The sequence below is a fragment of the Alistipes onderdonkii genome (assembly GCF_025145285.1).
In the GTDB taxonomy this organism is placed as follows: domain Bacteria; phylum Bacteroidota; class Bacteroidia; order Bacteroidales; family Rikenellaceae; genus Alistipes; species Alistipes onderdonkii.
Map to the genome: position 1 here is coordinate 315,920 of NZ_CP102251.1, position 20,861 is coordinate 336,780.

Below are 20,861 nucleotides of genomic sequence, written 5' to 3' on the forward strand. Positions count from 1 at the left end.
AGACGCACCATCCCCGGCCAAACCGGGGCGGCATTTCACCATACCGTTTTTTTTACCTACTTTTGCACCATGGATTTCAAGTTGGTATCGGATTACGCCCCGATGGGCGACCAGCCGGAAGCGATCGCACAGCTCGTCGGCTCGATCCGGCACGGCTCCAAACATAACACCCTGCTGGGGGTGACAGGCTCGGGAAAGACCTTCACCGTGGCCAACGTCATCGCGCAGCTGAACCGCCCGACGCTCGTCCTGAGCCACAACAAGACGCTCGCGGCGCAGCTTTACGGCGAGTTCCGCAATTTCTTCCCGGAGAACGCCGTGGAGTATTTCGTCTCCTACTACGACTATTACCAGCCGGAGGCCTACCTTCCCTCGACGGACACCTTCATCGAAAAAGACCTTTCGATCAACGCCGAGATCGAGAAACTGCGCCTGCGCACCGTAGCCACGCTGCTGTCGGGGCGCCGCGACGTGATCGTCGTATCGAGCGTATCGTGCCTCTACGGCGCAGGCAACCCGGCGGATTTCCATGCCACGGCCATCAACATCCGGGTCGGGCAGGTCGTCAGCTACAAGCATTTCCTCTACAAGCTGGTCGAAGCGCTCTACACCCGCACCGAACGCGACCTGGAACCGGCGACGTTTCGCGTCAACGGCGACACGGTGGACATCATGGCGGCCTTCGGCGAGTTCGGCAGCCAGTGCTTCCGCGTAATGTTCTACGACAACGAGGTCGAGGCCATCCAGACCATCGACCCCGCGACGGGGCAGCGTATCCACACGCTCGACAACCTGACGCTCTACCCCACGAGCCTCTTCGTAACCACCAAGGAGCGCATCAACTGCGCCGTACAACAGATATACCTGGATCTGGGTAGGCAGATCGAATTCTTCGAGCGTGCCGGACGCACGACGGAGGCGCAGCGTATCAAACAGCGCGTGGAATACGACGTCGAGATGATCAAGGAGCTGGGGTACTGCCCCGGCATCGAGAACTACTCGCGTTATTTCGACGGCCGCGCCGAGGGCACGCGCCCTTTCTGCCTGATTGACTATTTCCCGAAGGATTACATGCTCGTCGTAGACGAAAGCCACGTCACGCTGCCGCAGGTACATGCCATGTACGGCGGCGACCGCGCCCGCAAGGAAAACCTCGTGGAGTACGGATTCCGACTCCCGGCGGCCAAGGACAACCGTCCGGTGACCTTCGCCGAGTTCGAGCAGTTGCAGGGCACGTCGATCTACGTGAGCGCCACGCCCGCCGACTACGAACTGATGAAGAGCGAAGGCGTGATCGTCGAACAGCTGATCCGCCCCACGGGGCTGGTCGACCCGCCGCTCGAGGTGCGCGTCACGGCCAACCAGATCGACGACCTGCTGGAGGAGATCGACAAGCGCGTGAAAGACGATGACAAGGTGCTCGTGACGACCATCACCAAACGCATGGCCGAGGAACTTTCGAAATATTTCGACCGGGTGGGCGTGCGCAACCGTTACATCCACTCGGACGTGGATACGCTGGAACGCATCCAGATTCTGGAAGACCTGCGGGCCGGAATGTTCGACGTGCTGGTGGGCGTGAACCTGCTGCGCGAAGGCCTCGACCTGCCCGAAGTGGCGCTGGTGGCGATCCTCGACGCCGACAAGGAGGGCTTCCTGCGCAACGTGCGGTCGCTGACGCAGATCGCGGGACGTGCCGCTCGCCATTCGCAGGGCAACGTGATCCTCTATGCCGACACCTGCACCGACTCCATGCGCTTCGCCATCGAGCAAAGCAACCGCCGGCGCGAGAAACAGGTGCGCTACAACATGGAGCACGGCATGCTGCCGCGCCGGGCGCAGAAAAGCGGCACGGGGCAAAGCACCCTGCTGTCCGCGCGCACCGACGTCCCGGAGATAGCGGCGGCCTACCCGCTCGCCGAAGACCACTACATGGCCGCCGCGGACGTACAAAAGACCTATGTCGCAAGCGAGAACATCGACACGCTGATCGACAAGGCGCGCGAGGACATGGAACGTGCGGCCAAATCGCTCGACTTCCTCGCCGCCGCGAAATTCCGCGACAGGATGTACGAACTGCAGAAACTCAAGGAGGAGAACCGGAAAGGCTGACACGCCCGGCCCCGCGGTTATTCGCGGACGGCGTTGCGGAAGGTGAAATACTTGGCGGCCAGGTAGCTGTACACCATCGTCCCCAGCGAGGCCATCATTTGCGAAGGCGTCGCCCAAAACCCGCACAACTCGACGAAGAATTTCAGGAAGAGATAATTGACCACCACCGAGCCGGCGACGGAGAGGAGGTAGCGGAAAAGCTGCGTCCCCGTGGCAAGCGGCGAACGGCGGAACGCCACATGGCGGTTCAGCCAGAACCCCGTGAAGAAGGTCAGCGGAAAAACGATCAGCATCGCCGCGACATGCGGGGAAACCGCGATGAAACCGAGGTCGAGCAGCTCCTTGTCGAGCACGAAATTATAGAGCAGGAAATAGCATCCCCAGCCGAAAACCACGTTCGCGCCGCCGCATACGGCATAACGGAACGTCTGGCGCGGCAATAACGCAGAAACAGGCCGGCGGTAGAACCAGTCGATGAAACGGATTATCAGCTCGGAAAGACGCATCAACGGGCAGTGTAAGTCCACAGCCCGGGGAAACGGTCGCTATAATTACGGATGAACAACGTACATGCCTCCGCATCGGGCGCCTCGAAAGGTGAAACCATGAATTTATTGCCGAAACGGTAGACCCCGCAGCGTACCGATGCATCCCTGGCTTCGGCATCCGCGGCGGCACGGGCCGCATTTTCCGGCGTACTGAAAACCCCCAACACGACATACCGGTGTCCCGAAACGAGCGATGCAGGCTCCGTGGAGACCCGTGGCGCCGACCCGGGACGCAGTCCGGCAGGTTTGGCATCCGCACGGTCACCGGCGCTGTCCGCCGTCCCGGCCGCACCCGCAGCACTGCTCCCGGCAACGTCGGGTTCCGCAGCCTTCGTTCCCGCAACTGCCGTCGCAGTCCCGTCGTCCGTCACACCGGCCGTCGCGGACGAATCGGCAGGAATCCCCGCATCCGCGGCGGGCAAGGTGCGCGCAACTTCGGCGGCCGCACCGGGTTCCGGAATATCGGAAGAATTGATGCGCAGGAATTCGGCGCCGCCGAAACCCGCCGCAATCACGATCGCCGCGATGCCGACCCACAGCGCCCAGTCCAACCGGCGGGCAGGCTTGATCCGCACGGGCTCGTGCCCCTGCGGGTTTAGCAGCCTGTCGAACGCGGGTGCAAGCGTAAAATTCTTGAATTTGAGCACGCCGACGCCCTCTATGGTCAGCACGTCGCCCTCGCGCGTGCGGGAAAGCCAGCGGTCGTAAACATCCTGAGCTCCGGCAGCGTCGCAGTGCAGCGTACGTGCCAGTTCATCGGCAAGCGATACCCCCTGCTGCTGCGAAGAGAAGGATACCACGCGGCAAGGAGGCTGGACAGAGCGTTTGGAAAGCCGCCTGGCACCGCGCCGCTCGACAAAGAGCGACCCTACGCCGGGCAGGAACACCCCGCTGCCGGCGGCAAGCAGGTTGCCGACAAGGCGGTTCACTTCATCGACCATCGGGTAATTGCTCATCGTTTCTTCTTTTTTGGAGTTGCTGCCGGGGCTTTCGGCACCGGGGCGGGGGTAACTTCGGGCTCGGACAGCCCCCGGTAAATCATGTAAATACCCAGCACGATAAACGGAATGCTCAGCCATTGCCCCATATCGAGCACCCATCCCTGTTCGAACGCCTCCTGCTCGGTCTTGATGAACTCGATGAAGAAGCGCGTCAGGAAAATCCCGAGCAGCCCGATGCCGAACAGGATGCCCGGACGGCGCCGCGCGATGTCCTTCGCATAATAGAGCCAGCAAAGGATGCCGAAGGTGATCAGGTAGCAAAGCGCCTCGTAAATCTGGGTCGGGTGTACCGCCGCGGGGGCGAACTCGTTCACCCACTTGGCCGAGCGGACGAATTCGAAGCCCCACGGCAGGGTCGTGGCCATGCCGAAGATCTCCGAATTGAACAGGTTGCCCAGCCGGACGACGGCACCGCCGATGCCCACCGCGATCATGATGCGGTCGAGCGACCAGATATAGGGCAGCTTGTTCTTGCGCGAGAACAGCCAGAGGCCGATCAAGAGGCCGATGGCAGCGCCGTGGCTGGCCATGCCGCCGTCCCGGAAACCCGTGATGATCGTCCACGGCTTGCTGAGGTATTCCATCGGGTCGTAGAAGAGGCAGTGCCCCAGCCGCGCCCCGATGATCGTCGCCAGCGTACCATATATAAAAATCGACTCGGAGACCTTCGGCGGAAGCCCCTCACGCTTGCAGAAGTTATCGAAAAACTTGGCGCCGATCAGGATTGCCAGCGCCCACATCAATCCGTAATAGCGGATGTCGAGCGACCCGATGGAGAAGAACACCGGGTCGAAATTCCAAACGATGCTTAACGGTCGTATCATTTATTCAGTTCTTGCAGGTTGACTTTTTTGAGCGTGAACGAGAAGGTGCTCCCCACGCCGGGTTCGCTGCGCACGCTGATGCGTTCGCCGTGCGCTTCGATGATATGCTTCACGATCGCCAGTCCGAGGCCGGTACCGCCCTGCTCGCGCGAACGCCCCTTGTCGGTACGGTAGAATCGCTCGAAGACGCGGGGCAAATCCTCCTTACTGATTCCCAATCCGTTATCCTCCACCTCGACAAGTATTTTGTCGAGCATGTCGCGGAAATGGACGCGCGTCAGACCGCCCTCCTTCCCGTAGCGGATCGAGTTGATGACGAGGTTCACGATGACCTGACCGATGTAATGTTTGTCGGCCAGCACCCAAAACGGCGAGGGAAGGTTGTCGGCGCCCTTGATCGAAATCCGGATGCCTTTTTTGTCGGCCTCCATCTCGGCCTGCTCGGCGATCTCCTTCGTCAGCGCCACGATGTCGAACTTCTCCATTTCGAGGCGGTTCATGTTGCTCTCCAGCTTGGAGATGGTATCCAGGTCGTTGACGATATTGATCAGGCGGTCGATGCTCTTCTCGGCCCGCTCGAGGTATTTGCGGTTGATGAGCTCGTCCTCCAGGCCTCCGTCGAGCAGTGTCGAGATATACCCCTGGATATTGAAGATCGGGGTTTTGAGCTCGTGCGCCACGTTGCCCAGGTACTGTTTGCGGAACTGCTCGGTCTCCTTGAGGCGGGCGATCTCCTTGTCGTTCGTATCCGCCCACGCCGTGAGTTCCTCGCCGATATTCTCGACGTGCTTGTCCTTCAGCTCGGAGAAAATCTCGTGCGTATGCACGTCGCGCGAAAGCACGATGGAATAGATCGGTTTGAGCTTGTAAGCCACATACTTGCGGATGATGAACAGCGCCACGAGCGCCACGACGACAAAGACGGCGCCGCAGACGCACAGCGTCACCCACCACACCGCATCGAGCAGCGTCATCGTCCCGGCCACAATGGCCGTTGCGAGGAGCGCGATCCACAGTGATGCGCCCTCTTTTGTTTTGATGTATACCATAAGGCTTACTTCGTATAATTTTGCATGAGACGGGCGATGTACTTGCCCACGATGTCGAATTCGAGGTTCACGACCGAACCCACGCCGATGCGGCAGAAATTCGTATGCTCGAACGTATAGGGAATGATCGCCACGCGGAACGACGACTCCTTCGAGTCGCAGACCGTCAGGCTCACGCCGTTGACCGTCACCGACCCTTTCTCCACGGTACAGAGCCCACCGCCCTGCGGTTCGTAGGCGAACGTATAGTACCAGCTGCCGTCGGCGTCCTCGCGGGCCGTGCATACGGCCGTCTGGTCGACATGCCCCTGGACGATATGCCCGTCGAGCAGCGCATCGGGTTTCATCGAGCGTTCGAGGTTCACCAGATCGCCCACAGCCAGCAGGCCGAGGTTGCTCCTGTCGAGCGTCTCCTTCATCGCCGTGACCGTATACGTATCATCGCGGATGTCCACAACTGTCAAACATACGCCGTTATGTGCTATGCTCTGGTCGATTTTCAACTCGCGGCAAAAGTCCGCGCGCAGCGTAAAATCCTTATTCTGACGGTCGGTACGGATGTCCACGACCTCCGCCATGCGTTCCACGATCCCTGAAAACATATTCTCAACTGTTTATTATCAATTTGCCTTTAACTTTATATACCGAGCTTATATCACTGACATTCAGAATTATGTCATCGTAATTTTCCCGGTCGCCGGCCACCAGGCGGAGTTTGTCCTCCCCGTCGGCGAGCCGAACTATTCGCAAAGTTACAATTTTTCGGCTGACAATCACATATTCTCCCCCGGGAATAATTGCATCCCGGTCGACAGCCTTCAGCAAGACCACCGCCCCCGGCGGCAGGGCGTCCCCCATGGCACGTCCCATGTAACACATGGCAAGGTCGCACTCGCCCGCCTGAGGGATGACCAGGCTGCTCTCGGCCTCGAGGTGGGCGACGTGCGCGATGGCCTGTTCGGCATCCACATTATAAAAAGGTATCTGGGCGCCGCGCAGTTTCTCGTCCGCAAACATCTGCCCTTCTCCCGTCAGCAGCCACAATTTATCCACCTGCGGGAATTTGGAGACGATGCGGTCGGCCACATCGAGCGAAATGCCGTTATTACCGCGTTTAATCTGGTAGAGGTTTTCGCCGCGTGCAAGCCCGATATGACGGGCGAAGTAGTTGGTCGACATGTTCGCCCATTTGATTACGGCTTCGATCCTCTGCCAATTATTCTGCTTTTCTCGCATTTTATTAGTAAAAATTAAAAAAAATTTGCATCTTTGCACTCCCGGTCCCGTAGTTCAATGGATAGAATATAAGATTCCGGTTCTTACGATATGGGTTCGATTCCCGTCGGGACTACAAAGGCACAAGCGCACAGATTGCTGCGCTTGTGCTTTTTTGTTAGCGTCAATTCACAATCATTTATTCAACAAAAATAAGAACAAATTTTCATTAGTCAATAAAAAATAGCACAATTAAGCCACAAAATAATACATTCGGACATAATACCGGAAAGTCCGTACCCGAAGCGATACGGACTTTACCAAGACGTATTTCACGCCCCCGGGGACGTGCAGGTATGGGATATCAGCTGAGCGTCAGAATGAAAGGCGTACTCCGAGGCGGAGGGTCAGCGACAAGGAAGAATCGGTGCGCGAAGTGCGCAGGGTGGTTTCCGTAAAGTAGTGCGAAACCTCGGGCTCAAAGTAAAGCCCGACATAATTGCCGAGGCGGTACTGTGCCCCGACGGCCCCGGCCACCGACCACTGGACTTTGGGTTCGTCGACGGATTTGGTGCCGAACTTGGCGGACACGCATTTCTCGAGCATACCGCCCGCGCCCACGTACATCGAGAAACGCCCGGTTTCGAGGAACTGCCAGTTCAGGCGCAGGGGAACCCCGATGAAGTGGAGCTTCTGGCTGATATCCTCGCCGCCGGACTGCATGCTCACGTCCGACCATAACAACGTATAGTTCACACCGCTTTCGAGCGACAACCCGTACGCGAACTCCTTGCGCACCGAAAGGCCGAAGCTGAGCGGCTGGTGGTGGCGGAACGAATAATCCTCGTAATTGTATTTCAGCTGCGCCATCGTACCGTTGGTGCCGCCGACCAATACGTCGGACATCACCAGGTGGGAACCGACGCCGCCCGACGCCCCCGATGAGCCGGTCACGCCGCCTGCGGCGAAGAGCGAAACCGAAGTCCTGCGCCGGGGCCGCCTGTGTTCCTGCATGTCATCGGCCAGGTAATCGTACGTGCCCGGGTATTTGCGGGACTGTACGGTCTGCCCCGCACCGTCCTTACCCCGGGTTCCGTCCGTGGCGGACGCCTGCCCTGCGACAGCAGCACGCACGGCCGACCGTGTGCCGGCCGAAGCGGCATCCCCGGCACCGGCAGCCGCTGCGGAACCGTTTCCGGCGGCCTCGTTCCCTGCCACTGCATTTTCCGCGGCCACACTACCGGCAGCCGCATTTTCAACAGCCGCATTCCCGGCGGGCGCAGCTCCGGACGTCAAAGCCGCGGCGCGGCCGTCCTCGAAGCCCCGCATATCGGCGGCGGCAAGGGCATCCCGTCCCGGTGCAATCCCGGGAGCCGTCCCCGCACCGGACTCCTCGCCCGGCAGCGCCGCAGCCCGCACGGCCTCTTCGGTCGGAACGGCTGCGCGGAGCGTCCCCGCGAGATTCCCGTCACCGGCTCCCGCCGGTGTCTCTTCGACCTGTGTCATGTCCGCAGCAGAGCTGCCGCTGTCCGTCGCTGTTGCAATAACAAACCCTTTATCCCCTAAATCCCGGTTTTCATGCAGCAGGTATCCCCCGCCACCCAGGAAAATCAGCACAGCGGCGGCAGCGGCAGCAATCCGCGGCCACTGGCTACGCAACACGGAGATACGCGGAGCAGGCCCGAGCTCGCGCTCCAGACGCGCCCAGCCGTCGGCCGGGGGTGTCACCTCGGCGTCCCGGAGCGCACTCCGCATTACGTCTGTCCAGTCTTTATTTTGTTTCATAATTTAATGTGTCTCCATATAGGCCCCTATTCTGCGAGCCAGCAGTGCCCGCGCGCGGAATAACTGCGACGAGGAACTTTTTTCGTTGATCCCCAGCATCTGCGCGATGTCGCGGTGCGAATAGCCTTCGATGCAGTAGAGGTTGAACACCGTACGGTAACCGTCAGGCAATTCGCTGACGAACCCCATCAGCACGTCGCGCGGAATACGCGCCACTTCCGACGGGTCGGGCTCCGGGATGTCGGGCAACTGCCTTCCGTCGTCGAGCACCGTCATGCTCAGTTTGTTCCGGCTGCGGAGCCATTCGAGCGCCACGTTCACCGTGATCCGTTCCATCCAGGCACGCAGGGAACCGGGGCCGCGGTAGGAAAAACGGTCGAAAGCACCGTAAATCTTCAGGAACGCATCGTGCATCAGGTCTTCGGCGGTAGAACGGTCGCCCGAATAACGGAGGCAGACGGCCAGCAGACGGCCTGCATAGCGGTCATACAGCTCACGACGGGCCGCATTATCCCCTTTTCTGCACCCCTCGGCCAGTATCTGCTCCTCCATTCCCATATTTGCGTTCATCTTATAAACGGTGTAGCCATCAAAAGACTGCACGGCACCCGAAAATTTTTATGCCCGTGCAGTATTCCGCCCCGCTCTGCATTTAATTAGTGAAGATAACGCAAAAATAATTATAAATATGAAAAGATTCGGATTATTTCTTCTCGTGACCATGGCTGCGGCCATTTTCACCTCCTGCAACGATTCGGACGGGGACTACCCCAGGCTTTCGGCTTTCGCCACGGTAAAAACACTCGAAAACAATGACTTTTATTTCATGCTCGACGACGGGAAGACGATCTACCCCGGGGATAAGAGCCGCCTGGGCGCATACAAAGCGGAAGAGGACACGCGTGCGATCATCGCATTTAATCTGCTGAACAATAAGGTGGAAGGCTATGACTACAACATGGCGCTCTATTACATACAGGACATCTACTCGGGCGGCACGAAAGTCGTGACCACCCAGGAGGAACTCGACGCGTTGGAAGACGACAAAACCAGCTTCAAGGATGCACGCCTCAACAACAACTACCTCAATGTCTGGATCGGGTTCAATGCCTGTGACCTCACGAAACACACCTTCCTGCTGGTACGCAACGACGTGACGGAGATCGCCCCGGAATACACGGAAGAGGGGTACCAAAACCTCGAACTGCGACGCGACGCCCACGGCGACGAAGGCGGATACAACTACGACCGCTATGTCTCGTTCAAGCTGGATTCCTTCAAGGAGGATCTCGAAGGCAAGAAAGGTATCATCCTGCGTGTGAACACCCGCATGAACGGAGTGAAATACATAAAGATCGAGCTGCCGCGTGAGCAATAGCCGGAGCTTCCGGCAGCGACCCCGGCCCGCATATCCTGCGGGCCGGATTTTTTTTCGCCCCGCCGCGGCAAAGTAGCACAAAATCGTTATCTTTGCAACATGTCAATCGTACGCAACACAGAGAGCGATCTCGAATTCGAAAACAAGATACGTCCGCAGGAGTTGGAAACCTTCTCCGGGCAGGACAAGATCGTCGACAACCTCCATATTTTCATCAAGGCGGCGCTCATGCGCGGCGATTCGCTCGACCACGTACTGCTGCACGGCCCCCCGGGACTGGGCAAGACGACCCTTGCCAACATCATCGCCAACGAAATGCACGCGCAGTTGCGCGTCACATCGGGCCCCGTGCTGGACAAGCCGGGCGACCTGGCCGGGCTGCTGACCAACCTCAACCCCGGCGACGTGCTTTTCATCGACGAGATACACCGCCTGAGCCCGATCGTCGAGGAGTATCTCTACTCGGCGATGGAGGACTACAAGATCGACATCGTACTCGACAAAGGCCCTTCGGCACGTTCGATCCAGATCGAGCTGGCGCCTTTCACGCTGATCGGCGCCACGACCCGCAGCGGGCTGCTCACATCGCCCCTGCGCGCGCGCTTCGGCATCCAGTGCCATCTGGAATATTACGACGCCCCGGTACTGGCCGGCATCGTCAGGCGTTCGGCACGCATCCTCGACGTCTCGATCGACGACGATGCGGCGCACGAGGTGGCCCTGCGCTCGCGCGGCACGCCCCGCATCGCCAACGCCCTGCTGCGCCGCGTGCGCGACTTCGCAATGGTCAAGGGCGAAGGGCACATCGACCTGGAGATCACCAGAATCGGGCTTTCGGCGCTCAACATCGACTCGCGCGGCCTCGACCAGATGGACAACAAGATACTCGGCACCATCATCGAGAAGTTCAGCGGGGGCCCCGTCGGGCTGAATACCATCGCCACGGCCGTCGGCGAAGACGCCGGCACGATCGAGGAAGTCTACGAACCGTTCCTCATCAAGGAAGGGTTCCTCAAACGCACGCCCCGCGGCCGCGAAGCCACCGAGCTCGCATACAAACACCTGGGTTTCACGCCGCCGGGCGGCACCGAAGCCGCGCTATTCTGACGTTCCACTCCGCCTCACCCAATCCCTTATACGCCATGCGCAACTTCACAACCTCACTGCAACTCATCACCGCCACCGCGATGCTCACCGCAACGGGATGCACCCCGGCGATCTACACCAACATCCAGAAAAGCTACCCGGCACGCACGGAAGAGAGTCCCGTGCTGGTTTACGACCTCGCCGACACGGTTCCCGCCCCGGCCCAAACGCTCGGGTCGGTATGGATCAAGGACAGCGGCTTCTCGACCGGATGCAGTTATGAAAACATCATCCGGCTGGCAAAAAACGAAACGAACAAGATCGGCGGCAACGGCCTCCACGTCGTTTGGCATAAAAAGCCTGCGGCGCTGGGTAAATCCTGCCACCAGATCTCAGCGGACATGCTCCTGCTCCCGGATTCGGTGTACACGGCATCGTACGCGCGAAATGCGGAGGCGCAGCAAGTCCGGATCGCACAGTACAGCGGGACACCAGAGATAGTGCCTGCCGACAAAACGGATCCGGAACGAAAGAAGGTCAACCCGAGGTACAACATCCTGCACGCAAGCGCGGGGTATTCCATGCTAACCAGCGAATTCAAGTTCCCGCGCAATTGCGACGGCGACCCCAAACACTGGGTCTCGGTCGACGCCGGTTACCAATGGATATCCCGTATCGGCCTGGGCGTCGGGATACGTTATACGGGACATTTCACTTCCGGGAAACAACGTTACGTCTCCATGGACTCCGACTACGAAAAACTCAACATATCCTTGCATTACATCGCACCGGAAATAGCACTTTACCAGAATGTCGGCCGCAGATGGACGTTCCACGAGTCGGTCGGCATCGGCTACATGCGCTATTTCGAAGGTATGATGCACAACACGGAGAGCATCGGCGGCTTCGGCGTCCACGGCACGGCGGGGTTCAACTACCGGATCAAGCCCTGGCTCGGCATCGGGGCGCACGTACTGGTACAGCACGCACGTTTCGACCCGGAAAAGAGCCGCACGCTGCGCCAACGCATGAGCAAGGACAACACCACCATGACGCACATAAGTTTCAACGGCGGTTTGAGTTTCTATTTTTTCTGATCCTGTCCACGAAAAAACAATTACAGACAACATGAGCAGCAACCGTTTATCCGCCAAATCTTACCGTCACACACTCTTCTTGATGCTGGCCTTCGGTAGTGTCCTGCGGCTCCATGCCGCCGCACCCGGCGACGGCACCTCCCCGGCGGGAGTGTCCGCCGCACAGGAATCCCGGACGGCGGCCACACCGGTTCCCGAAGGGCAAAGCCTGCAAGCGGTTCCCGACGGGAATGCGACCGTCATCCGCACGTTGCCGAAGCGGGCACAGCACCTCGCCCCGCGCGACCGTCCGCAGCACACGTTCTTTGCCAACGCGGCGTATACGGCCGTCATCTCGACGCTTTACCTGGCCGAAAGCTCCTCCGGCTCGCTGAACGAAGGCTACGACATCAGTGCCGGGTACAACTGGACGTCGCGCCGGGGCTTCGGCGCCGGAATCGTCTACTCGGGCGGATTCATCTCGGCCGAACGCAACGGGATCCGGCGTACGAGCCGCATCCACTACATCGCACCGGAGTTCGTCGCCCGGCAGCGGGCCGGGCGCAGATGGCTCTTCCGGGAAAGCGCGGGCATCGGCTACGGCCGCTACATCCGCAGCTACGGCGATACGTCGGGCAGCAGGGGCGGCGTCGGCATCCATGAATCGGCCTCCGTGGAGTTCATGCTGGAACGCCACATCGGCCTGGGCGCGGGGATCAGCGGGCAATGGCTGATCGTCGACTCGCCGGATGTCGACGATGGGGCGGAGCTGAACCTGCTCGGCGGCATCTTCCGCTTCCAGTTCGGGGGAGGGCTGAGGGTTTATTTTTAACTCCGCCCCGTACGATGCCCGCTCCGGGACGGAAGGGCGCAATAATTGCAGGATTTTTCACGTTGTGTCTCTTAGACACAAGCAAAACAGTTAGGATAATGAGAAAAGGTAAAATGGATCAGGAGGCTCTGCGCTATCACAGCGAAGGCCGCCCAGGGAAAATCGCGGTCGTACCGACGAAGCCCTATCACACGCAGCACGACCTGTCGCTGGCCTATTCGCCCGGCGTCGCAGCACCGTGCCGCGAAATCGAAGCTAACCCCGAAGAGGTTTACCGTTACACGAACAAAGGCAATCTGGTAGCAGTCATTTCGAACGGCACGGCCGTTTTGGGACTGGGCAATATCGGAGCTCTGGCAGGCAAGCCCGTCATGGAAGGTAAAAGCATGCTCTTCAAGACTTTCGCCGACATCGACGCTTTCGACATCGAAGTCGACGAAACCGATCCCGAGGCATTCATCCGCACGGTGAAGGCGATAGCCCCGACGTTCGGGGGCATCAACCTCGAGGACATCAAGGCGCCCGAATGCTTCGAGATCGACCGCCGGCTGAGCGAGGAACTGGACATCCCGGTGATGCACGACGACCAGCACGGCACGGCCGTCATCTCGACCGCCGCAATGCTCAATGCCGTAAAGATCGCCGGCAAGACACTCGACAAACTCCGCGTGGTGGTCAACGGCGCCGGGGCGGCTGCCATCGCCTGCGCACGGCTGTTCATCGCCGTAGGCGTCCGCCGCGAGAACATGGTCTTCTGCGACAGCCGCGGCGTGGTCACGACTTACCGTACGGACATCAACGAGATAAAACGCGAATTCGCGACCACGCGCCGCATCACCACGCTGGCCGAGGCGCTGCACGACGCCGACCTCTTTCTCGGGGTCTCGACAGCCGACGTGCTGACGCCCGAAATGCTACGCACGATGTCGACCGACCCGATCGTCATGGCGCTCGCCAACCCCGACCCCGAGATCGCCTACGACAAAGCCGTCGTATCGCGTCCGGACATCATCTTCGCCACGGGGCGCTCGGACTACCCCAACCAGGTCAACAACGTGCTGGGGTTCCCCTACATCTTCCGCGGGGCGCTCGATGTCCGGGCCACGAAGATCAACGAAGCGATGAAACTCGCCGCGGCACATGCGCTCGCCGAGCTGGCCCAGGAACCGGTGCCGACAATGGTGCTGCGGGCCTATGCGCTCGAAAAACTCGAATTCGGACGCGACTACCTGATTCCCAAGCCGTTCGACCCGAGGCTGCTATGTACCGTAGCGCCCGCCGTGGCACGCGCCGCGATCGAATCGGGCGTCGCACGACAGCCCATCGCCGATTGGGACGCCTATATCGAAAAACTCCGGACGCTGACCGAGGTATAGTCCCGGAAGGGTATCGTGCAATAAAAACACCCGGCTTTCGGCCGGGTGTTTTTATTGCACGATAATGCCTGTACCGACCGGGTCACGCAAACAGCGCCGCAAACTCGTCGTGCGACATCCGGCGCACGTCGCAGTCGCCGATGCCTACCGGCACCACGACACGCAGCATACCGTCTTCGTTCTTCTTGTCCTTGTCCACCTCCTTGAGCAGCCGTTTCACATCGACGGGCGGCGTGAGGTCGAACCCCAGTTTTTTCAGCACCCCGGCGATCCGGTCGCGGTCTTCCGCCGCCAGTACGCCGAGCTTCACCGAGGCATCGGCGATCAGCGCCGTGCCCACCGCCACGGCCTCGCCGTGGTTCAGACGGTTGGTACATTTCTCGATGGCGTGCGCCAGCGTATGCCCGAGGTTGAGCTTGCGGCGGTCGCCCGACTCGCGCTCGTCGCGTTCGACAATGTCGGCCTTCACGCGGATCGACGCCGAAACGGCATCCGTAAGCAGGTCGGTGTCGGAACGCAGGGCGTCGAAAGTCGTGGCTTCGATCCGCGCGAAAAGGCCGGCATCGGCGATGACGGCCGCCTTGACGACTTCGGCCAGCCCGGCGCGGAACTCCCTGTCGGAGAGCGTGCGCAGCATCCCGGGGTCGCAGACCACGAACCGGGGCTGCGAAAACGTCCCCGCCATATTCTTGTATCCGTCGACATTCACGCCGTTCTTGCCGCCCACGCTGGCGTCGACCTGCCCCAGCAGGGTCGTCGAGACGAAGCCGAAATCGAGGCCGCGCATGTAGGTCGCGGCGGCGAAACCCGTCACGTCGGTCACGATACCGCCCCCGATCCCCAGCACGAAAGTCGACCGGTCGACGCCCAGTTCGATGAAGCGGCGGTAGATCGATTCGACGGTTTGCAGGGTCTTTATACTCTCCCCGAGGCCGATCAGCACCGTATCGTAAGGAGCCAGCATCGGGTGGTAGAGCCGGTCTATCGTGGCGTCGGATACGACGACCACGCGTCCCTCGGGCAGTACTCCCGGCAGGATGTCGGACGTGGGCCCGATATAAATCCCGCTCTGCTGCCGGACGTTGAAGGTGGGTTCCATAATATTAAACATTTTTAATAAGACAACAAATTTAGTATATTTTCCCGAGAAATTGTTACCTTTGCACCACAAATTCTTTTCACATGCAAAAACTACGCAATATTGCAATTATTGCACACGTGGATCACGGCAAAACCACGCTCGTAGACAAGATGATCCTGGCCGGCAACATCCTGCGCGACAACGCCAAGCAAACCGGCGAGCTGATCCTCGACAACAACGACCTCGAACGCGAACGCGGTATCACGATCCTCTCGAAGAACGTCTCGGTAATTTACAAGGATTATAAAATCAACATCATCGACACCCCGGGCCACGCCGACTTCGGCGGCGAGGTCGAGCGCGTGCTGAACATGTGCGACGGCGTACTGCTGCTGGTCGACGCCTTCGAAGGCACCATGCCCCAGACCCGGTTCGTGCTGCAGAAGGCGCTGGCGCTGGGCAAGAAGCCCATCGTGGTGATCAACAAGGTCGACAAGCCCAACTGCCGTCCCGAAGTGGTCAACGAGCAGGTTTTCGACCTGATGTTCACGCTCGACGCCACCGAGGAGCAGCTCGACTACAAGACCATCTACGGCTCGGCCAAACAGGGCTGGATGTCGCACAAATGGAACGAGCCGACCGACTCGCTCGTCCCGCTGCTGGACGCCATCATCGACGAGATACCCGAACCGGCCGTGGTAGAAGGCACGCCCCAGATGCTCATCACCTCGCTCGAATACTCCTCCTACACGGGCCGTATCGCCGTGGGCAAGGTGACGCGCGGCTCGCTCAGGGCGGGACAGAACGTCACGCTGGCCAAGCGCGACGGTGCAACGATGCAGAAGACCAGGATCAAAGACCTGATGGTCTTCGAAGGTCTCGGCAAAAAGAAGGTCGACGAAGTGCCGTGCGGCGAGATTTGCGCCATCCTGGGCATCGAAGGGTTCGAGATCGGCGACACGATATGCGACTACGAGAACCCCGAACCGCTGCCCCCCATCGCCATCGACGAACCGACGATGTCGATGCTCTTCACGATCAACAACTCGCCGTTTTTCGGCAAGGACGGCAAATACGTCACCTCGCGCCACATCAAGGAGCGCCTAGACCGCGAACTGGAGAAAAACCTCGCGCTGCGCGTGACGCCCGGCCCTTCGGCCGACAGTTTCAACGTATTCGGCCGCGGCGTGCTGCACCTTTCGGTGCTGATCGAGACCATGCGCCGCGAAGGATACGAATTGCAGGTCGGACAGCCCCGCGTGATCGTCAAGGAGATCGACGGCAAGAAATGCGAACCGGTCGAGGAACTGACCGTCGACTGCCCCGAAACCTGCTCGGGCACGGTGATCGAACTGGCCACCAAGCGCAAAGGCACGCTCAGGAACATGACGTCGAACGGCGACCGCGTGCGGCTGGAGTTCGACATCCCCTCGCGCGGCATTATCGGCCTGAGGTCGAACATGCTGACGGCAACGGCCGGCGAGGCGATCATGACGCATCGCCTGAAGGATTTCGAACCGTGGGTCGGCGAAATCGAGATGCGCACCAACGGCTCGATCATCTCGGGCGAGACCGGCACGGCCTTCGCCTACTCGATCGACAAGCTGCAGGATCGCGGACGCTTCTTCATCAACCCGATGGATCAGGTCTACGAGGGGCAGGTGATCGGCGAGCACACGCGCCAGAACGACATCACGGTCAACGTCACCAAGGCCAAGCAGCTCACCAACATGCGCGCTTCGGGGTCGGATGACAAGACCTCGATCGCCCCGCCGAAGGTCTTTACGCTCGAAGAGGCATTGGAATACATCCAGGCGGACGAATACGTCGAGGTTACGCCCCACGCCATGCGCCTGCGCAAGATATTGCTGCACGAGGTAGACCGCAAACGCGCTTCGAAGTAAACGGCCGCCGCATAACGTATAAACCGAACCCGGAAAATGGATCATTTCACCTTATCACTGGCCGTCGGCGCCGTCGCAGGGACGCTGGACATCATCCCGATGATTTTCCAGCGGCTGCCGCTGCGTTCGTGCCTGTCGGCATTCTTCATCTACTTCTTTGCGGCGGTCATCGTCTTTTACAGCAACCTGCCCTACCTGCCTTGGTGGGCGGACGGCATGGCCGTCACGCTGATGCTGATGCTCCCCGTACTCTTCACCTTCTCGGGCAAGGAGCGCAAAGCCATCCCGGTGGTGCTGTTCAACGCCCTGCTGTTCGGGTTCCTGATCAGCGCCGCGGAAAAATACCTGGCCTGAGGCATCCGTTTTTTCACCTATCACATGCAGTATCAGGAGATTTCTCCGTTTATAGGAAAGAACGCAAACGGAAAAGAACAGACATGAAAAGATATATACTGACACTCCTGCTGGCGGCCTTCGCATGCACGGCATGCGATAAAGACGACGAATATGAAATTCGCGAATGGACGGTCGCCTCGCAACTGGGAATCGCCCACGGGCCGCATACGCTGCAACCCGTGCTGCTGGTCAAGGCCAACGACGACACGTCGTGGCGCGCACTTTACGGCGGCATCGAAGGGTTCGAATACCAGCCGGGCTACGAATACCGGCTCCGCATAAAGGCCGAACAACTGCCCGACACGCCCCAGGACGGCTCTTCGATCCGCTACACCCTGCTAGAGCAAATTTCAAAAGCCCCGGCGACCTCGGTCATCCCCGAGCGGTTCTTCCCGGCTTTCACGATGGAGGTCGCTCCGCAGCCGATGAATTACCGGGGACAGCGGTTTCTGAGCGTACGGTTCCCCGAGTCCGGGCTGAACGAATGGCAGCCGTGGCCGTTCCGCATCGAAGGGTTCGAATACGAACCGGGATACGTCTACCGGCTCCGCATCGGGACTTCGGTCGTCCCGGCACCGGACAGCCCCGCGGGCTATTACTCCGTTCGCTACTCGATGCTCGACATGGACAGGCAGCCCGCAGAGGACTAAACGCAAGGGAAACCGGACGAAAAATGCCGACGATTCTGAACACACAAACGACCCTTCCGGGTCGTTTTTTCATGCGGGCAATCGTTCCTCTCTCGTGAGCCCCCTTCAGCCGCGTTGCCACCCCTTGCGGCGGAGGTTATTCCCCTTCGGGGTCTTCCTGCACCAGCACCCCCTTTTTCAGGGTGGCGAACGAAAGGATATGCCACGTCACGCCAATGGCGACGGCAAGCAGGGCCGCCTGCGCCCACCACCAGGCGGTAAGCAGCGCGAAAATGCAGTAAAGCATCGTCCCCCACATGAGCGTCAGGGAAATGATCTTGGCACGGAGCGGTATGGCGCGATTTTCGCGGAAGTTCCGTACATACTCGCCGAAACAGGGGTGTTCGAGCAGCCAGCCGTAAAGCCGGGGCGAAGAACGCACCCAAAAGGCCGCCGATAGCAACAGGAACGGCGTGGTAGGCAGCAGGGGGACGAATATGCCGACGATGCCCAGCACGCACGAGATGCATCCCAATACGACGAGAAGAATTTTCATGGGGCAAAAATAGCACAAATTCGGGAGCCGGAAGCACGGCGACGGTTATTTTTCCTTATATTTGTAGAATAGAAACGGAATATGATACAAAACCAAAATACGATGATTAAAATAGGTATTGCCAGCGACCACGCAGGCTATGAAATGAAAGAATTTCTGGTAGGTTACCTCGACGCCATGGGTTACGAGGTGCTCGATTTCGGTACGCATTCGCCCGACAGCGTCGACTATGCAGACTTCGCGCATCCGCTGGCCGAGGCGATCGAAAACGGCGAACTCGAACGCGGCATCGCCCTCTGCGGCTCGGGCGAAGGGATGACGATGACCCTCAACAAGCACCAGGGCATCCGCGCCGGCCTGGCCTGGGAGCCCGAAATCGCGTCGCTCATCCGCCGCCACAACAATGCCAACATCATCGTCTTCCCGGCGCGTTTTATCACCAACGACGAAGCCGTGGCGATGCTCGACGCCTATTTCGCAGCCCAGTTCGAAGGCGGACGCCACGAACACCGCATCGAAAAGATGGCGATCCCCTGCGGCGCAGCCGGGGATGCGGCAAAATAAGGGACAAAACCTGCGGGCGCGGATTATTCCGCGCCCGTCGCATGCCAGGTCGGGCAATGACCGACCCCACGTCCCCGACAGATGAAGAAAATGGTTCGTCCCGAATGCGAGTGCACGGCCAGTGCGGCTTTTTGCCCGTAGTGCGGACTGCGCTACGGCAAGGCACGCTTCCCGGGAACTGTGTCCCGGGAAGCTGCATAACAAAACGAATATGCCCAAACACCAACTCTGCCGCAACTGCGGCCACGAAATCGACCACAACTACTGTCCGGCATGCGGACAACGCACGACGACCGACCGGCTGACCTGGGCGTCGCTGGTGGACAGCGTCTCTTCGACCTTCATCGGCGACGAAGCGTACGGCCTGCGGGGCATCAACATGCGCAAGGGCGCCGTGATGACATGGCTGGCGATCCTGATACACCCCTACGTTTCGGTCTCGGAGTTCATCCTGGGGCACCGCCGCAAATATTTCAACCCGGTGGCGATCCTGCTCATGCTCTCGACCTTCTACGCCGTCGTGTTCGCCCTCGTGGGCAAGGAGTTCACCCCTACGGCCCGGGCCGACTCCCCCCTGTTCCGGTGGCTTATCTGCTCCTACTACGACTACGCCACGCTGCACCCCGCGGCCAACATGCTGCTGATGCTGCCGTTCTATGCACTGGCGATGAAAACCGTGTTCCGCAGGCGCTCCGACCTCAAATATGTGGAATACCTCTACATCGGCATCTTCCTGTCGGTGTTCGAAATCACGCTGATGATCCTCGCGCTGCCCGCCGAACTGTTCATCCCGTGGTACAGTTCCTTCTACATGCAGATGCTGCCCGTTTTCATTTATACGGGATTCGTATTCCGGAAACTGTTCGGGCTGAAGAAGAAAGGCGCCGTCCTGCGCACGCTGCTGGCGAACGGACTGCAATATGTCTATGCATTTTTCGCAGCCCTGGGCTTGTTGACGCTGTCGCTGGGCATCTATTATCTGGTCGCCCCCGAAAAATTCAAGGAGGAGCTCAATATCCGCAACAGGGACGCCAGGACAGAACAGGTCGAAGGGTCGCAGCAGGGAGAAGGCGCGCTGAACGACATCCTGAACGGATTCTTGGACGGACTCCTCCATGAGGACGAAGCGGATAAAAGCTCCGGAAAGGACGGGGAGGACACCGCAGGCACAAGAGATGAACCACAAAAAGATGTCCCGGAAAACAGACCGGAAACGGAAAAAACCGCAGCAGCAGGGGACAATCCCCCTGCGGGAAACACCGCAGGTCGTCAGGGCGGCGGGAAGACCTTGCCTGGAAAGTAAATTGCGGGGAGCACCCCGGAGCGGCGATGCGGCAAAGCGGTAGCCCGGGAAAGCGGCGAATTGCTAAACGCGCGCAAGTTCAGACGGGCATACAACCCGGGATAAGGGAAAACCGAGATGCGGCAAGGGCGGAAGAACAGGGATCG

Annotated in this window: 21 protein-coding genes and 1 tRNA gene; 12 read left to right on the top strand and 10 right to left on the bottom strand. The window is 59.7% G+C overall.

Annotated elements, in window-relative coordinates:
• The first annotated feature begins 69 nt into the window (after positions 1-69).
• Positions 70-2,112: an excinuclease ABC subunit UvrB gene (gene uvrB, locus NQ559_RS01390; protein WP_018695279.1), complete on the top strand. Its 2,043-nt coding sequence runs from the start codon at positions 70-72 to the stop codon at positions 2,110-2,112.
• Positions 2,113-2,129: 17 nt separating this feature from the next.
• Here uvrB and NQ559_RS01395 read toward each other — a convergent pair whose 3' ends face one another.
• Genes NQ559_RS01395 through NQ559_RS01420 form a run of 6 tightly spaced genes read right to left on the bottom strand, consistent with a single transcriptional unit; the run spans position 2,130 to position 6,770 of the window.
• Positions 2,130-2,618, bottom strand: coding sequence for a GtrA family protein (locus NQ559_RS01395; RefSeq protein ID WP_018695278.1), 489 nt, complete (start codon positions 2,616-2,618; stop codon positions 2,130-2,132).
• On the bottom strand, positions 2,618-3,616 hold the full coding sequence (locus tag NQ559_RS01400; protein WP_018695277.1) for a hypothetical protein: 999 nt from the start codon (positions 3,614-3,616) through the stop codon (positions 2,618-2,620). Before NQ559_RS01400 ends, NQ559_RS01395 begins: the two co-directional genes overlap by 1 nt.
• Positions 3,613-4,485, bottom strand: a complete 873-nt coding sequence (gene lgt, locus NQ559_RS01405; RefSeq protein ID WP_018695276.1) for a prolipoprotein diacylglyceryl transferase — start codon at positions 4,483-4,485, stop codon at positions 3,613-3,615. The genes NQ559_RS01400 and lgt overlap by 4 nt, the downstream gene beginning before the upstream one ends.
• Entirely contained in the window at positions 4,482-5,534 is a 1,053-nt protein-coding gene (locus NQ559_RS01410; protein WP_018695275.1) for a sensor histidine kinase, read from the bottom strand. Before NQ559_RS01410 ends, lgt begins: the two co-directional genes overlap by 4 nt.
• 5 nt (positions 5,535-5,539) lie before the next feature.
• A complete protein-coding gene (locus tag NQ559_RS01415; protein WP_018695274.1) occupies positions 5,540-6,136 on the bottom strand; it encodes a riboflavin synthase in 597 nt (198 codons plus the stop codon).
• 4 nt (positions 6,137-6,140) lie between these two features.
• Positions 6,141-6,770: a S24/S26 family peptidase gene (locus NQ559_RS01420; RefSeq protein ID WP_018695273.1), complete on the bottom strand. Its 630-nt coding sequence runs from the start codon at positions 6,768-6,770 to the stop codon at positions 6,141-6,143.
• Between the two features lie 43 nt (positions 6,771-6,813).
• On the opposite strand from NQ559_RS01420, the gene NQ559_RS01425 reads away from it, so the two are divergent.
• A tRNA-Arg gene (locus NQ559_RS01425) sits at positions 6,814-6,885 on the top strand.
• Positions 6,886-7,124: 239 nt separating this feature from the next.
• On the opposite strand, the gene NQ559_RS01430 is transcribed toward NQ559_RS01425, so the two are convergent.
• Both NQ559_RS01430 and NQ559_RS01435 read right to left on the bottom strand, forming a co-directional pair.
• Entirely contained in the window at positions 7,125-8,534 is a 1,410-nt protein-coding gene (locus NQ559_RS01430) for a putative outer membrane beta-barrel protein (RefSeq protein WP_026318260.1), read from the bottom strand.
• 3 nt (positions 8,535-8,537) lie between these two features.
• The gene (locus tag NQ559_RS01435; RefSeq protein WP_018695271.1) at positions 8,538-9,086 is read right to left on the bottom strand and encodes an RNA polymerase sigma factor; all 549 of its coding nucleotides are present in this window, start codon (positions 9,084-9,086) and stop codon (positions 8,538-8,540) included.
• Positions 9,087-9,222: 136 nt separating this feature from the next.
• Here NQ559_RS01435 and NQ559_RS01440 point away from each other — a divergent pair, with 136 nt between their 5' ends.
• The 5 genes from NQ559_RS01440 to NQ559_RS01460 all read left to right on the top strand — a co-directional run bounded on the left by NQ559_RS01440 (position 9,223) and on the right by NQ559_RS01460 (position 14,282).
• A complete protein-coding gene (locus NQ559_RS01440; RefSeq protein WP_026318259.1) occupies positions 9,223-9,912 on the top strand; it encodes a NigD1/NigD2 family lipoprotein in 690 nt (229 codons plus the stop codon).
• A gap of 99 nt (positions 9,913-10,011) precedes the next feature.
• Positions 10,012-11,019 carry a Holliday junction branch migration DNA helicase RuvB gene (gene ruvB / locus NQ559_RS01445; RefSeq protein WP_018695269.1) on the top strand — a complete coding sequence of 336 codons (1,008 nt, stop codon included), beginning with the start codon at positions 10,012-10,014 and terminating at the stop codon, positions 11,017-11,019.
• Positions 11,020-11,054: 35 nt separating this feature from the next.
• Entirely contained in the window at positions 11,055-12,095 is a 1,041-nt protein-coding gene (locus tag NQ559_RS01450) for a hypothetical protein (protein ID WP_154653999.1), read from the top strand.
• 31 nt (positions 12,096-12,126) lie between these two features.
• The gene (locus NQ559_RS01455) at positions 12,127-12,906 is read left to right on the top strand and encodes a putative outer membrane beta-barrel protein (RefSeq protein ID WP_018695267.1); all 780 of its coding nucleotides are present in this window, start codon (positions 12,127-12,129) and stop codon (positions 12,904-12,906) included.
• A 98-nt stretch (positions 12,907-13,004) separates the two neighbouring features.
• Entirely contained in the window at positions 13,005-14,282 is a 1,278-nt protein-coding gene (locus tag NQ559_RS01460) for a malic enzyme-like NAD(P)-binding protein (protein WP_026318258.1), read from the top strand.
• 82 nt (positions 14,283-14,364) lie between these two features.
• Here NQ559_RS01460 and aroB read toward each other — a convergent pair whose 3' ends face one another.
• Positions 14,365-15,381: a 3-dehydroquinate synthase gene (aroB, locus tag NQ559_RS01465; protein WP_018695265.1), complete on the bottom strand. Its 1,017-nt coding sequence runs from the start codon at positions 15,379-15,381 to the stop codon at positions 14,365-14,367.
• Between the two features lie 83 nt (positions 15,382-15,464).
• Here aroB and typA point away from each other — a divergent pair, with 83 nt between their 5' ends.
• The 3 genes from typA to NQ559_RS01480 all read left to right on the top strand — a co-directional run bounded on the left by typA (position 15,465) and on the right by NQ559_RS01480 (position 18,313).
• On the top strand, positions 15,465-17,267 hold the full coding sequence (gene typA, locus NQ559_RS01470; protein ID WP_026318257.1) for a translational GTPase TypA: 1,803 nt from the start codon (positions 15,465-15,467) through the stop codon (positions 17,265-17,267).
• A gap of 36 nt (positions 17,268-17,303) precedes the next feature.
• Positions 17,304-17,621 (top strand): hypothetical protein, encoded by a 318-nt coding sequence (locus NQ559_RS01475; protein ID WP_018695263.1) that lies wholly within the window; start codon positions 17,304-17,306, stop codon positions 17,619-17,621.
• An 83-nt stretch (positions 17,622-17,704) separates the two neighbouring features.
• Complete coding sequence (locus NQ559_RS01480; protein WP_018695262.1) at positions 17,705-18,313, top strand: DUF4377 domain-containing protein; 609 nt, start codon at positions 17,705-17,707, stop codon at positions 18,311-18,313.
• Between the two features lie 136 nt (positions 18,314-18,449).
• On the opposite strand, the gene NQ559_RS01485 is transcribed toward NQ559_RS01480, so the two are convergent.
• Positions 18,450-18,848 carry a YbaN family protein gene (locus NQ559_RS01485; protein ID WP_051087675.1) on the bottom strand — a complete coding sequence of 133 codons (399 nt, stop codon included), beginning with the start codon at positions 18,846-18,848 and terminating at the stop codon, positions 18,450-18,452.
• Positions 18,849-18,950: 102 nt separating this feature from the next.
• Here NQ559_RS01485 and NQ559_RS01490 point away from each other — a divergent pair, with 102 nt between their 5' ends.
• Positions 18,951-19,412 (top strand): RpiB/LacA/LacB family sugar-phosphate isomerase, encoded by a 462-nt coding sequence (locus NQ559_RS01490; RefSeq protein ID WP_018695260.1) that lies wholly within the window; start codon positions 18,951-18,953, stop codon positions 19,410-19,412.
• Between the two features lie 211 nt (positions 19,413-19,623).
• Positions 19,624-20,715 carry a DUF3667 domain-containing protein gene (locus tag NQ559_RS01495; RefSeq protein WP_018695259.1) on the top strand — a complete coding sequence of 364 codons (1,092 nt, stop codon included), beginning with the start codon at positions 19,624-19,626 and terminating at the stop codon, positions 20,713-20,715.
• Positions 20,716-20,861 lie beyond the last annotated feature (146 nt).